This window comes from Pantoea sp. ICBG 1758, assembly GCF_002928325.1.
GTDB lineage: Bacteria > Pseudomonadota > Gammaproteobacteria > Enterobacterales > Enterobacteriaceae > Pantoea > Pantoea eucrina.
Genome location: NZ_POWL01000002.1, coordinates 329,192 through 343,685 on the forward strand (window position 1 = coordinate 329,192; position 14,494 = coordinate 343,685).

12 protein-coding genes are annotated in these 14,494 nt (G+C 58.5%); 9 read left to right on the forward strand and 3 right to left on the reverse strand.

Annotation, left to right across the window (positions count from 1 at the left end; all coding sequences use genetic code 11):
• Nucleotides 1–86: 86 nt before the first annotated feature.
• From C1Y41_RS11085 to C1Y41_RS11120, 8 genes are all read left to right on the forward strand, one after another.
• On the forward strand, nt 87–668 hold the full coding sequence (locus C1Y41_RS11085) for a YecA family protein (protein ID WP_039380033.1): 582 nt from the start codon (nt 87–89) through the stop codon (nt 666–668).
• Between the two features lie 51 nt (nt 669–719).
• A complete protein-coding gene (gene pepP, locus C1Y41_RS11090; protein ID WP_082032641.1) occupies nt 720–2,042 on the forward strand; it encodes a Xaa-Pro aminopeptidase in 1,323 nt (440 codons plus the stop codon).
• A complete protein-coding gene (gene ubiH, locus C1Y41_RS11095; protein WP_104085467.1) occupies nt 2,039–3,217 on the forward strand; it encodes a 2-octaprenyl-6-methoxyphenyl hydroxylase in 1,179 nt (392 codons plus the stop codon). Before pepP ends, ubiH begins: the two co-directional genes overlap by 4 nt.
• A gap of 13 nt (nt 3,218–3,230) precedes the next feature.
• Nucleotides 3,231–4,433 (forward strand): FAD-dependent 2-octaprenylphenol hydroxylase, encoded by a 1,203-nt coding sequence (gene ubiI / locus C1Y41_RS11100; protein WP_039380028.1) that lies wholly within the window; start codon nt 3,231–3,233, stop codon nt 4,431–4,433.
• 600 nt (nt 4,434–5,033) lie between these two features.
• The gene (gene gcvT, locus C1Y41_RS11105; protein WP_039380026.1) at nt 5,034–6,131 is read left to right on the forward strand and encodes a glycine cleavage system aminomethyltransferase GcvT; all 1,098 of its coding nucleotides are present in this window, start codon (nt 5,034–5,036) and stop codon (nt 6,129–6,131) included.
• Nucleotides 6,132–6,151: 20 nt separating this feature from the next.
• Entirely contained in the window at nt 6,152–6,538 is a 387-nt protein-coding gene (gene gcvH / locus C1Y41_RS11110; RefSeq protein WP_039380024.1) for a glycine cleavage system protein GcvH, read from the forward strand.
• A gap of 96 nt (nt 6,539–6,634) precedes the next feature.
• Complete coding sequence (gcvP, locus tag C1Y41_RS11115) at nt 6,635–9,508, forward strand: aminomethyl-transferring glycine dehydrogenase (protein ID WP_104085468.1); 2,874 nt, start codon at nt 6,635–6,637, stop codon at nt 9,506–9,508.
• A gap of 59 nt (nt 9,509–9,567) precedes the next feature.
• Complete coding sequence (locus C1Y41_RS11120; protein ID WP_104085469.1) at nt 9,568–10,311, forward strand: SDR family oxidoreductase; 744 nt, start codon at nt 9,568–9,570, stop codon at nt 10,309–10,311.
• A gap of 19 nt (nt 10,312–10,330) precedes the next feature.
• Here the strand turns inward: C1Y41_RS11120 and C1Y41_RS11125 are convergent, their stop codons facing one another.
• Both C1Y41_RS11125 and C1Y41_RS11130 read right to left on the reverse strand, forming a co-directional pair.
• Entirely contained in the window at nt 10,331–11,770 is a 1,440-nt protein-coding gene (locus tag C1Y41_RS11125) for a 6-phospho-beta-glucosidase (RefSeq protein WP_104085470.1), read from the reverse strand.
• Nucleotides 11,771–11,895: 125 nt separating this feature from the next.
• Nucleotides 11,896–12,627 carry a MurR/RpiR family transcriptional regulator gene (locus tag C1Y41_RS11130; protein WP_039385630.1) on the reverse strand — a complete coding sequence of 244 codons (732 nt, stop codon included), beginning with the start codon at nt 12,625–12,627 and terminating at the stop codon, nt 11,896–11,898.
• A gap of 174 nt (nt 12,628–12,801) precedes the next feature.
• Between C1Y41_RS11130 and C1Y41_RS11135 the strand changes: the two genes are divergently transcribed.
• A complete protein-coding gene (locus tag C1Y41_RS11135) occupies nt 12,802–13,455 on the forward strand; it encodes a hemolysin III family protein (protein ID WP_104085471.1) in 654 nt (217 codons plus the stop codon).
• 55 nt (nt 13,456–13,510) lie between these two features.
• Here C1Y41_RS11135 and ygfZ read toward each other — a convergent pair whose 3' ends face one another.
• A complete protein-coding gene (gene ygfZ / locus C1Y41_RS11140; protein ID WP_039380012.1) occupies nt 13,511–14,494 on the reverse strand; it encodes a tRNA-modifying protein YgfZ in 984 nt (327 codons plus the stop codon).

Sequence of the window (14,494 nt, forward strand, 5' to 3'; positions counted from 1 at the left end):
AGAAGATACAACCCCTTTTCTGGAAACCCTGAGGCACCTGGTGGTAGCATATCACGAACTTATTCTGCCAACGACGACCAAAGCTTATGTCTTTACAGAACGCAACACCCACTTACAACGCGCTGGCCGCAGCCCTCTCTCAGCAGGGTGTGGGCATGACGCCTGCCGAAATGCATGGACTGCTGTGTGGCATCCTGTGTGGCGGTAATCAGGACGCCAGCTGGAAGACGCTGGTGCACGATCTGGCTAATGAAGGCATGGCCTTCTCGCAGAGCCTGGCGCAGCCGCTGCAGGCGCTGCATGACAGCCTGACTACGACCCTGGAAGAGGATGGCTTTCTGTTTCAGCTGATGCTGCCGGATGAAGATGATATTACCGTGTTTGACCGGGCTGATGCGCTGGCGGGCTGGGTTAATCACTTCCTGCTTGGCCTGGGCGTTACGCAGCCTAAACTGGATAAAGTCACCGGTGAAACCGGCGAGGCGATTGACGATCTGCGTACCATTGCTCAGCTTGGCTATGAAGAAGATGAAGATCAGGAAGAGCTGGAGCAGTCGCTGGAAGAGGTGATTGAGTATGTGCGCGTCGCGGCGCTGCTGTGTCACGACACCTTCACACGCCCGCATACGCCAACCGCACCGGAAGTGCAGAAACCTACGCTACACTAAGCGCGTCATTGCGGGCAGCGCTGCTGCCCGTTATCAACAGGGAGTGCAACTATGATCACACTGGAACAGTTCCGGCAGCGTCGTCAGGCGCTGATTACGCAGATGGCCCCCGGCAGCGCGGCGCTGATTTTTGCAGCACCTGAAGTCACGCGCAGCAACGACACCGAATATAGCTACCGCCAAAACAGCGACTTCTGGTATTTCACCGGGTTTAACGAGCCGCAGGCGCTGCTGGTGCTGATCAAAAGCGATGAACATCACAATCACAGCGTGCTGTTTAACCGCATACGCGATCTGACTGCCGAGGTGTGGTCTGGCCGTCGCCTCGGGCAGGAGGCTGCGCCGGCGAAGCTGGGTGTTGATCGCGCACTGCCGTGGGATGATATTGGCGAACAGCTGCACTTGCTGCTGAACGGGCTTGACGTGGTGTATCACGCGCAGGGCGAATATGGTTACGCTGACCAGCTGCTGTTTAGCGCGCTGGAAAAATTACGTCGCGGTTTCCGGCAGAATCTTAGCGCACCAGCCAGCGTGACCGACTGGCGTCCCTGGGTGCATGAGATGCGACTGTTTAAAAGCGCAGAAGAGATTGAGATACTGCGTCAGGCGGGAAAGATCAGCGCGCTGGCGCATACCCGCGCCATGCAGCAGTGCCGCCCCGGCATGTATGAGTATCAACTTGAAGGGGAGATCCACCATGAATTCTCCCGCCACGGCGCGCGCTTTCCTTCCTACAACACCATTGTCGGAAGTGGCGAAAACGGCTGCATTTTGCACTACACCGAAAATGAAAGCGCAATGCGCGACGGCGATCTGGTGCTAATCGACGCCGGCTGTGAGTTTCACGGTTATGCGGGTGATATTACCCGTACCTTTCCGGTAAACGGCAGGTTTACACCGCCGCAGCGGGAAATCTACGACATTGTGCTGGCTTCGCTGCATAAAGCGCTGTCGATGTTCCGGCCCGGCGTCAGCATTCATGAAGTGAATGATGAAGTTGTGCACATCATGATCACCGGCCTCGTTGATCTCGGTATTCTTGACGGCAATATCGACGAACTATTTGAAGCGCAGGCGCATCGCCCTTTCTTCATGCACGGCCTCGGCCACTGGCTGGGCCTGGATGTGCATGACGTCGGCGATTACGGTACGCCGAGCCGCGACCGCGTGCTGGAGCCGGGCATGGTGCTTACGGTAGAGCCGGGCCTCTATATTGCACCTGATGCCAGCGTGCCGCCGCAGTACCGCGGCATAGGCGTGCGCATTGAGGATGATATTGTGATTACGGCGACAGGCCATGAGAATCTTACTGATAGCGTGGTGAAAGATCCGGATGCGATTGAAGCCCTGATGGCAGCGGCGCGCGGCGTATGACCATTCTGATTGCAGGCGGGGGCATGACCGGCGCCACGCTGGCGCTGGCGATATCGCATCTGACGCAGGGCAGGTTACCGGTCACGCTCATTGAGCGCAGCGAGCCGGCCAGCCGTGCGCACCCCGGTTTTGATGGCCGGGCGATTGCGCTGGCCGCTGGCACCTGCCAGCAGCTGGCAGCAATCGACCTCTGGCGTTCGCTGGCGGACTGCGCCACGCCGATCACCCGCATTCATGTCTCCGATCGCGGTCACAGCGGCTTTGTGCAGCTCAGCGCAGAGGCGTATCAGCTGGCTGCGCTGGGGCAGGTGGTGGAGCTATTCGATGTCGGACAGCGCCTGTTTGAGCGTCTCCGGCAGGCGCCCGGCGTAACATTGCGCTGCCCCGATTACGTCACGCAGGCCACGCGTGATAAAGCGCATGCGCAGGTGACGCTTAACAGCGGCGAAACGCTGGAGGGTACGCTGCTGGTGGCTGCAGATGGGTCGCGCTCATCGCTGGCGGCATCATGCGGTATTCAGTGGCAGCGCGAGGATTATCAGCAGCTGGCGGTGATTGCCAACGTGTCCACTCAGCTGCCGCATCAGGGGCAGGCGTTTGAGCGTTTTACGCCGCACGGGCCGCTGGCGCTGCTGCCGATGTCCGGCAATCGTATGTCGCTGGTGTGGTGCCATCCGGCAGCCGCAGAATGCCGGGTGCGGGCGTGGGATGAAGAGACATTCCGGCGCGAACTGCAGCGCGCATTTGGCTGGCGGCTGGGTCGCTTTACCCATGCCGGTCAGCGTGAAATTTACCCGCTGGCGCTGCAAACCGCCGATCGTCAGGTGACGCACCGGCTGGCGCTGGTCGGCAATGCTGCCCAGACGCTGCATCCGATCGCCGGACAGGGCTTTAACCTTGGCCTGCGCGATGTCATGTCGCTGGCGGAAACGCTGGCCGGCGCCTGGCGCCAGCAGCAGGATCCTGGCAGTTATGCGGTGCTGCAGCATTTTGCCGCCCGGCGTCAGGCTGACCGCGCGGCGACAATCGGCGTGACTGACGGCCTGGTGCGCCTGTTCGCTAACCGTTATGCACCGCTGGTTGCAGGAAGAAATCTCGGGCTGGTGGCTATGGATCACCTCCCCTGGCTGCAACATCCGCTGGCCGCGCGTACGCTCGGCTGGGTAAAGCGTTAATAAAGAGGCAGCAATGCAAACATTTGATGTGGTGATTGCCGGTGGCGGCATGGTCGGTCTGGCAGTGGCCTGCGGTTTGCAGGGAAGTGGTCTGCGCGTTGCAGTACTGGAGAAAGCGGCGGAACCGCAGTTCGATCCGGCAGCCGCCGCGTCGATTCGGGTATCCGCAATTAATGCAGCCAGTGAACGTCTGCTACAGAAACTCGACGTCTGGTCATCTATTCTCGCCCTGCGCGCCAGCGCGTATCACGGTATGGAAGTGTGGGATCAGGACAGCTTTGGATCTGTCAGCTTTGATGATGAGCAGCAGGGGCTGTCGCATCTTGGTTATATTGTTGAAAATGAAGTGATTCACAGTGCGCTGTGGCAGCGTGCCAGCCAGTGTAAAGATGTTACGCTGTTTGCACCGGCCCGCCTGCAGCAGGTCGCGTTTGGTGATAATGAAGCCTTTATCACGCTGGAAGATGGCACCATGATGAGCGCCCGGCTGATGATAGCCGCCGACGGCGCCGGCTCCTGGCTGCGCGAAAAAGCGGATATCCCGCTGACGTTCTGGGATTATGAGCATCATGCGCTGGTCGCGAACGTGCGTACTGATATGCCGCATGATGCTATCGCGCGTCAGGTATTTCACGGCGAAGGTATTCTCGCCTTTCTGCCGATGCAGGATCCGCACCTGTGCTCAATCGTCTGGTCGCTGGCTCCACAGGAAGCAGCGCGCATGCAGTCGATGCCGGCAGCGCTGTTTAATCAGCAACTCTCTGTAGCCTTTGATATGCGGCTGGGATTATGCAGCGTTGAGAGCGAACGTAAAACGTTCCCGCTAACGGCACGCTATGCGCGCAATTTTGCAGCTCATCGTCTGGCGCTGGTCGGCGATGCGGCGCACACCATTCATCCGCTGGCCGGGCAGGGCGTGAATTTAGGCTTTATGGATGCGGCTGAGCTGATTGGTGAGATCCGCCGCCTGCATCAGGCGGGTCGCGATATCGGTGAGCATCTCTCACTGCGTCGCTACGAACGCAGCCGCAAGCACAGCGCAGCCCTGATGCTGGCCGGCATGCAGGGATTCCGCGAGCTGTTCGCCGGCACGCATCCGGCGAAAAAGCTGCTGCGTGACGTCGGGCTAAAGCTGGCCGATACGCTGCCAGGCGTGAAGCCGCGTCTGCTGAAGCAGGCGATGGGGCTGAACGACCTGCCAGAGTGGATCCGCTAGCTAACCAGGACGTTGTCGTTTCGTATCCGCATCAACCCGGGCGCCATAAATGGCGCCCCTACGGTGGCTCAATACCGGACGTCATCGTTTCGCATCGCCCTGGCGTAGGGGGCGCATTAATGCGCCCCGGCAACCCCATCCCCCGGACGTTACATTTCGCACCCGCCCTATGGTAGGGGGCGCATTTATGCGCCCCGGCAAAAACCTCCTCCTGACTCCCTGTTCGCACTAAAACAGAGCGCTCTGCGCCATAATGATGCCTCGTTTGATTTATTCTAATTTTACCGCCAGATTCGCATTAGTTATTTTCATGCAGGATTAATCGCACAGCCGTGCCATTTAGCTTCTCACCCGCGGTGGCGTGTTTGATTTACTGAGATATCGCCCCGGAGTTGCATAATCTGCGCGTTTAATCACACAAAGGCAGCGGATTATGCTGCATGCTATGGGATGCACTGCAAAGATGAGGCCCGGCTTCGACCTCGTTTTGCTTATGGTTAAATCTGTTTTTCAGTGGTAACGTCAGCTGAAAGAGAACGTTTGCGTCGGCGTTTATTACCGCGCAGGCGAGCCCCGCTTATTGGTTTTCACAGGATGGTTATGACTCAGCAAACGCCTCTGTTTAAGCAGCACCAGCAGGACGGTGCACGCATGGTGGACTTCCACGGCTGGATGATGCCGCTGCACTACGGCTCGCAAATCGATGAGCACCACGCAGTGCGCAGCGACGCCGGCATGTTTGATGTATCGCACATGACTATCGTTGATCTGCACGGCGCACGGACCCGCGAGTTTCTGCGTTATCTGCTGGCAAATGATGTCGCAAAACTGACTCAACCCGGCAAAGCGCTCTACAGCGGCATGCTTAACGCATCGGGCGGCGTGATAGACGATCTGATCGTCTACTTCATGCAGGAGGATTTTTTCCGCCTGGTGGTCAACTCCGCCACGCGAGAGAAAGATCTCGCGTGGATAACGCAGCACGCCGCACCGTTTGGCGTGACGCTGACCGAGCGTCATGACCTGGCGCTGATTGCCGTGCAGGGTCCGAATGCGCAGCAGAAAGCACAGACGCTGTTTGATGAGAGCCAGCGTGCCGCCGTTGCCGGCATGAAGCCTTTTTATGGCGTGCAGTCAGGCGACCTGTTCATTGCCACCACCGGCTACACCGGCGAGGCAGGCTATGAAATTGCGCTGCCCGCTGACCAGGCGGAAATGTTCTGGCAGCAGCTACTGGCCGCGGGCGTAAAACCCGCCGGCTTAGGCGCGCGCGACACGCTGCGTCTGGAAGCCGGTATGAATCTCTATGGCCAGGAGATGGATGAAGGCGTTTCGCCGCTGGCCGCGAATATGGGCTGGACCATCAGCCGGGAACCGGCCGATCGTGATTTTATCGGACGTGAAGCGCTGGAAGCGCAGCGCGAGCAGGGCACTGAAAAACTGGTGGGGCTGGTCATGACGGAAAAAGGCGTACTGCGCGGTGGTCAGACGGTGCGCTTTACCGATGAGCAGGGCGTACCGCAGCAGGGTATGATTACCAGTGGTTCCTTCTCGCCGACGCTGGGCTGCAGCATCGCCCTGGCGCGCGTACCTGCCGGTATTGGCGGGCAGGCCATTGTGGAGATCCGCAATCGCGAAATGCCGGTAAAAGTGACTAAACCCGTTTTTGTACGCGCCGGTAAGCCGGTCGCTCAGTAAATTTTTCAGGAGAAATGGCGATGAGCAATGTGCCAAATACGTTGAAATACCGTGACAGCCACGAGTGGGTGCGTAAAGAAGAAGATGGCTCTTACACCGTGGGGATCACCGAGCATGCGCAGGAGCTGCTCGGTGATATGGTGTTTGTCGATCTGCCAGACGTTGGCGCTACGTTTAGCGCGGGCGACGACTGCGCCGTCGCGGAGTCGGTTAAAGCTGCTTCCGACATCTATGCACCGCTGAGCGGTGAAATTGTAGCGGTGAATGAGGCGCTGACCGACTCACCCGAGCTGGTGAACAGCGCGCCTTATGGCGATGGCTGGTTGTTCCGCCTGCAAGCCAGCGATGAAGCTGAACTCGACAGCATGCTTGATGCTGACGCCTATAAAGCCAGTATCGATGAGTAACCGGTAGCCTCTGAAGGTGTCGCAGTGCGGCACCTCTTCTTTATCTGCCTGTTGTAAGTCCTTTGTGTAACCCAGCCCGATGCAGGATCGACTGTAATGACCCAGACTCTCAGCCAGCTTGAACATAACGGTGCATTTATCGAGCGCCATATTGGTCCCACCGACGCCCAGCAGGCCAGCATGCTGGAAGCGATTGGTGCCGGTTCGCTAAACGAACTCATCAGCACCATCGTACCGGCGGATATTCAGCTGCCCGGGCCGCCGGCCACGGGTGACGCCGCGACCGAGCAGCAGGCGCTGGCAGAGCTGAAAGCGATGGCCAGTCAGAATCAGCGCTACAAATCCTGGATCGGCATGGGCTACAGTGCAGTAATCACTCCGCCGGTGATCCTGCGTAATATGCTGGAAAACCCTGGCTGGTATACCGCCTATACGCCGTATCAGCCTGAGGTGTCACAGGGGCGTCTGGAGGCGCTACTGAATTTCCAGACGCTGACGCTGGATCTGACCGGTATGGATATCGCCTCTGCGTCGCTGCTGGATGAAGCCACCGCGGCGGCTGAAGCGATGGCGATGGCGAAACGCGTCAGCAAGCTGAAGAGCGCCACCCGCTTCTTTATCGCCGATGATATTCATCCGCAGACGCTGGATGTCGTACGCACCCGCGCCGAAACATTTGGCTTTGATCTGATTATCGATCGGGCAGAGAAAGCACGCGATCATGAGGATCTGTTTGGTGTTCTTCTGCAGCAGGTGGGCACCAGTGGGGAAGTACATGACTATCACGATCTGATAGCAGAGCTGAAGAGCCGCAAAGTTGTCGTGAGCGTGGCCGCTGATTTCATGGCGCTGCTGCTGCTGGAGGCGCCCGGCAAACAGGGTGCTGACATTGTGTTTGGTTCCGCTCAGCGCTTTGGCGTGCCAATGGGCTATGGCGGACCGCACGCGGCCTTTTTTGCCAGCCGCGATGAGCACAAACGCTCAATGCCGGGCCGGATTATCGGCGTCTCACGCGATGCGGCGGGCAACACCGCGCTGCGCATGGCGATGCAGACGCGCGAGCAGCATATCCGTCGTGAAAAGGCGAACTCCAATATCTGTACCTCACAGGTTCTGCTGGCCAATATCGCCGGCCTCTATGCGGTCTGGCACGGTCCCCAGGGTTTGCAACGTATCGCCTCGCGCATTCATCGCCTGACCAGCATTCTGGCAACCGGCCTGCAGAAAGGCGGATTGACGCTGCGCCACGGCAGCTGGTTTGACACGCTGACCGTTGAGGTTGCTGACAAGGCCGGCGTGCTGAATCGCGCGCTGAGTTTTGGCGTAAACCTGCGCAGCGATATGCCTGACGCCGTAGGTATCACGCTGGATGAAACCACCAGCCGTGAAGATGTACAGGCGCTGTTTGCCATTTTTCTGGGCGACACGCACGGGCTGGATATCGATAAGCTTGATGCCGCCGTATCGGCGGAGAGTGCGGCTATTCCGGCAGGCCAGCAGCGCCGCAGTGAATATCTGACGCATCCGGTATTTAACCGCTACCACAGCGAAACAGAAATGATGCGCTACATGCACAGCCTGGAGAAAAAAGATCTGGCGCTGAATCAGGCAATGATCCCGCTTGGCTCCTGCACCATGAAGCTGAATGCCGCCGCAGAGATGATCCCGATCACCTGGCCGGAGTTCTCTGAACTGCATCCATTCTGCCCCGCTGAACAGGCTACCGGCTATCTGCAGATGATTGGGCAGCTGTCGCAGTGGCTGGTACAGCTCACCGGCTATGACGCGCTCTGCATGCAGCCTAACTCCGGGGCGCAGGGAGAGTATGCCGGCCTGCTGGCGATCCGCCGCTATCACGAAAGCCGCAATGAAGGCCGGCGCAACATCTGCCTGATCCCCGGGTCGGCACACGGCACCAACCCAGCCTCGGCGCAGATGGCGGGCATGTCGGTGGTTGTGGTTGCCTGCGATAAACAGGGCAATATCGATCTCGGCGATCTGCGTGAGAAAGCGGCTCAGGCGGGCGATGCGCTCTCCTGCATCATGGTGACCTATCCTTCTACCCACGGCGTTTATGAAGAAACCATCCGCGAAGTGTGCCAGATTGTGCATCAGTATGGCGGTCAGGTATATCTGGATGGCGCCAACATGAACGCCCAGGTGGGCATTACTACGCCTGGCTATATCGGTGCTGACGTCTCGCATCTTAACCTGCATAAAACCTTCTGCATTCCGCACGGCGGCGGCGGACCGGGCATGGGACCGATTGGCGTAAAAGCGCATCTGGCTCCGTTTGTGCCGGGGCACAGCGTGGTGCAGATTGATGGCGTACTGACGCAGCAGGGCGCCGTGTCGGCTGCACCGTTTGGCAGCGCCTCGATTTTGCCTATCAGCTGGATGTATATCCGTATGATGGGTGCAGAAGGGCTGAAACAGGCGAGCTCAGTGGCGATCCTTAATGCCAACTACATTGCGCGTCGTCTGCAATCGGCCTATCCGATCCTCTATACCGGACGCGATGGTCGCGTGGCGCACGAATGTATTCTCGATATTCGTCCGCTGAAAGAGCAGAGCGGTATCAGCGAGCTGGATATTGCCAAACGCCTGATCGATTACGGTTTTCACGCTCCGACCATGTCCTTCCCGGTAGCGGGCACGCTGATGGTGGAGCCGACTGAATCAGAGGGCAAAGCAGAGCTGGATCGCTTTATCGACGCGATGCTGGCGATCCGCATGGAGATTGACCGCGTCACCGCCGGTGAGTGGCCTGCTGATGACAATCCGCTGGTCAACGCACCGCATACGCAAATGGAAATTGTGGGCGAGTGGCAGCATCCCTATACGCGAGAGCTGGCAGTATTCCCGGCAGGCAGTGCGAATAAGTACTGGCCAACGGTAAAACGTCTTGATGACGTCTTCGGCGATCGCAACGTCTTCTGCGCCTGCGTGCCGATGAGCGAATATCAGTAAGCGCGATGAACTGACCCCTTAAGGACCGGCTGCCGGTCCTTTTTCTTTTGGAGGCACATATGGATCTGGCACTGGTTACCGGCGGCAGCCGGGGCATCGGACGCGCTACCTCGCTGCTGCTGGCGCAGGCGGGTTACCGCGTGGTAATCAACTACCGTCAGCGGGCTGCAGACGCAGAACAGCTGGTCGGGGAGATTATTCGCCGGGGCGGCAGTGCCTGCGCGCTGCAGGCGGATATTGCTGATGAGGCGCAGGTCGTGAGGCTGTTTGCGCAGCTGGATGAGCAGCCGGGTGCCCTGCGGATAGTGGTGAACAACGCCGGAATTCTGTTTACGCAGTGCCGGGTGGAGGCGCTAAGCGCTGAGCGTATTCAGCGGGTGCTGGCGACGAACGTCATCGGGACTTTTATCTGCTGCCGGGAAGCGGTGAAACGCATGAGCAGGGCGCACGGCGGGGAGGGCGGTGTGATTGTGAATGTTTCATCAGGTGCCGTACACAGCGGCGCGCCGGACGAATATGTGGATTATGCAGCATCAAAAGCGGCGGTGGACACGCTGACCCGCGGGCTGGCGCGCGAAGTGGCCGCCCAGGGGATCCGGGTAACCGGTGTGCGTCCCGGCTCCACGTATACCGACATGCATGCGGATGGCGGCGAGCCGGAGCGGGTTGATCGGGTGGCGCAGCGTATTCCGCTGGGACGCGGCGCGCAGCCGGAAGAGATCGCCCGCGCGATCCTCTGGCTGAGCAGCGATGCCGCCGCGTATGTCACCGGCAGCATGCTGGACGTGACGGGCGGACTCTGACATCCGCCCGCATCGCCGGTCAGAGCGTGGCGCCGTTGCTGGCGATCACCTGCTGATACCAGCTGAAGCTCTTTTTCTTTGAACGCGCAAAGGTGCCGCTGCCGTCGTCGTTTTTGTCGACGTGGATAAAGCCATAGCGCTTGCTGTACTGACCGGTGGTGAACGAGACGCAGTCGATGCAGCCCCACGGCGTGTAGCCCAGCAGCTCGACACCATCCAGCGCCACCGCTTTTTTCATCTCTTCGATATGCGCCCGCAGGTAGTCAATGCGGTAGTCGTCGGCGATAAAGCCCTCCGCATCAGGTTTATCGATCGCGCCGAAGCCATTTTCCACAATAAACAGCGGCTTCTGATAGCGCTCATAGAGTGAATTCAGCACATAGCGCAGGCCCACCGGATCGATCTGCCAGCCCCAGTCTGACGCTTTAACGTGCGGATTGGGTACCACGCCGTCAAAGCCGGTGATCGGATCATCCACGCCGCTGGCGCGGGTATCGACCGCGTTGCTCATGTAATAGCTGAAACCGATGTAGTCGCAGCAGCCCTGCTGCAGGGTTTCGGCATCATCTGCTGCCATCTCGATGTGGTAGCCTTTGCGCGCCCACTCTTTCAGCGTGTAAGCGGGGTAAGCGCCGCGCATCTGCACGTCGCTGAAAACGTAACGCTGATGCATCGCCTCCTGCGCCCGCATGACATCATCCGGATGACAGGAGAAGGGATAGACCGGCACCATGGCGATCATGCAGCCGATCTGAAAACCGGGATTGATCTCATGACCGCGTTTCACCACCTTTGCACTGGCGACAAACTGGTGATGCATAACCTGATACATCGTCTGCTCTGGCTTCTCATGCTCAGTAAACACCACGCCGGAACAGCAGTAGCCAAACAGCGGATATTGCCAGTTGCGCTGGTTGTTGATCTCGTTAAAAGTCATCCAGTACTTCACTTTGTGCTGATAGCGCGTCATCACCACATCGCTGAAGCGCACAAAGAAATCGACCACCCGGCGGTCAGCCCAGCCGCCATACTCTTTTACCAGATGATAAGGCATCTCAAAGTGAGAGAGAGTGATCACCGGTTCGATACCATATTTCAGCAGCTCATCGAACAGGTCATCATAAAACTGCATGCCCGCCTCGTTGGGCTGCGCTTCATCGCCGTTGGGGAAGATGCGCGTCCAGGCAATCGAGGTGCGGAAGCACTTAAAGCCCATCTCAGCAAACAGCGCCACGTCCTGTTTGTAGTGTGAGTAAAACTCTACCGCCTGGTGATTAGGATAGTGTTTGCCCGGCTGTACGCCGTCGGTGATCACGCGGTCAACGCCGTGTGCACCACCGGTCAGCACGTCAGCGATACTGACGCCTTTGCCGCCCTGATCCCAGCCGCCTTCAACCTGATGCGCGGCTACTGCGCCGCCCCAGAGAAACCCTTGTGGTAACTGCAAATCATCACGCATTGTTCAGCCTCATCATACGTCGGGTGAAAACAGAATTTCCCGCAGTGTAACAAGCAGCCGGTGAATGTCACGCTATAACACCGCGTGCAGAATGTAACCTGTCACAGCTAAAAAACAGGGTGTTTTCAGGGGGATAGCATATGCGCCAGCGTGCGTCCCAGCGTTTCGATAATGTACATTACCGGCACCTGCGTGGTGATGTCGTGCTGCCCGGCCAGCGTGATCTGCGGCACGTGATAGGAGAGGGTAAAATCCGCCATTTTTGCCAGCGAGCTGGTGTCGTGATTGGTGATGGCGATGATTTTGCAGCGGTTAAGGCTGAACTGACTGGCGAAGCGCAGGATCTCTTCGGTCTCGCCGGAAACGGAGAGAATAATCGCCAGCGCGCCTTCACTGACTCCGGGCATAACCGGATAGTAAGGGTCGTCAATATGGTGGCTGAATTTGCCGACGTTGGAAAAGAAGCGTGCGCCATATTTACCGAGGCTGCCCGACGTGCCGGCACCAATAAAGAAAATATGCCCGGCCTGCAGGATCATCTGCGCGGCCTGCGCAATCTGCTGCTCAAACTCGGCATTGTGAATACTTTTGAAAAAACTCAGCATTTCGCCAGCGCCCGATGAGGGGATTGCAGGCGGGGTCTGCTCCTGAGCCAGGCGAAAGCGGATACGAAACTCTGACCAGCCGTCACAGTGCAGCTTGCGGCAAAAGCGCAGTACGGTGGTGGTAGAGACGCCCGCCTGCGCCGCCAGATCGCGAATGGTCATATAGCTGACGCTTTGCGGATGTTTGATGATGAAATGGTAAACCTGCATCTCAAGATCGTTCAGGCTGGAGAGATCGCGGTGTGCAAACATGCGGAACATCGCTCAGGCAGCAAAAGGAGCCTGTAGTGTACCAGATTGCACCGCAGGCCGGGTGACACACCCCGACACAGAAATAATTGAGCGTACATGTGTACACTGAAAATATTTCTGGTTAGGCTGAAGGGGTTAAAAAACACGCTCCTTTATCTTCAGGGATCCCGCACCATGGTAAAACCCGTACTCATTACGCCCGGTTATTCGCTGGCCGAAGAGATAGCCAACAGCGTCAGCCATGGCGTTGGCTGCCTGTTTGGTATTATCGGTCTGGTGCTGCTGCTGACGCAGGCAGTGGAAACGCAGGCGAGCATCACTGCTATCACCAGCTACAGCCTCTATGGCGGCAGCATGATTCTGCTCTATCTCGCCTCTACGCTCTATCACGCCATTCCGCATCAGCGCGCCCGGCCATGGCTGAAGAAATTTGATCACTGCGCTATCTATCTGCTGATCGCCGGCACCTATACGCCGTTTTTGCTGGTCGGGCTGAAATCGCCGCTGGCACACGGACTGATGGTGGTGATCTGGAGTCTGGCGCTGGCGGGCATCATTTTTAAGCTGACAATTGCGCACCGTTTTAAGGTGCTGTCGCTGGTGACCTATCTCAGCATGGGGTGGCTGTCGCTGGTGGTGATCTATCAGCTGGCGATGCGGCTTTCCGCCGGAGGCGTCTGGCTGCTGGCGGCGGGAGGCGTGGTCTACTCCCTGGGCGTGATTTTTTACGTGTCGCGCCGGATACCCTTTAACCATGCGATCTGGCACGGCTTTGTACTCGGCGGCAGCGTGCTGCACTTCTGCGCCATCTACTTTTATGTGAAATAAACGGGCTTTATGCGCATTGCAGCGGGACGCCGGACGGCCTCCCGCTCTGTGCCTCTTACGCGTCCAGCGCGTAAGGCAGTGGCTGAATGGTGAGTTCACCACCTTCATCGCCTTCAGCACGCAGGATCGCATCTGGTTCCGGATCGTTATTCATCACCATCTGCACCCAGACGCTGCCATCCTCAAGCTGTACCGCACACAGTACCGTGCCGGTACGCCGCCAGCGATCGCCCATCTGCAGCTCCATTGAACTCCCCGCTTCCGGTACTTTACCGGCGCTACCCGCCAGCCAGAACAGGGCACGCTTGTTGGCACCGCGGAATTTTGCCCGCGCGACCATCTCCTGACCGGTATAGCAACCTTTCTTAAAGCTGATCGCATCCAGCGCCTGCAGGTTGGTGGCCTGCGGGATCAGCTGGGCGCTGGTAGCGCTATCGATAACCGGAATACCCGCTTCGATATCCAGCGCCAGCCACTGCCTGCTGTCGTTGAACTGCGCCTCACCCTCCAGTGCCGCTTTAATCGCTTCCGCTTTGGCGGGGGTAGTAATCACGACAAAACGTTCCGCAGGCTGATCCAGCCACAGCAGCGTGCTCTCATCCTGCTGCACTACCGCATGCGCGGCATCCGGCAGCGTGGCAAACAGATTCGTCAGTGCCGCACGCGCCTGAAAGCCGGCAACGCCCAGTACGACAGCTTCATCGTCAGCTTCGATGGTCACTTTGGCAAACACCGCATATTTTTTCAGTTCAGCAATCTGCTGGTCACGCAGGCTGCGGCGCACCAGATAAGCGTATCCCTCGCCGCGATGAAACAGACGCAGGTTGCTCCACATTTTGCCTTTGGCGTCGCAGTGGGCAGCCTGACGATGCTGCTCACTGGTCAGCGTTGCGACATCCAGCGTCAGCTGTCCCTGCAGATAGCTGGTGCTGTCTTTGCCCTGTACCGCCACCAGCGCCCACTCATCAAGCGACATCAGCGTCAGGGGCAGGCGTGCCGCAGCGACAGGCTGGCGGGGAGGGAGGGTAAAAATCGGCAT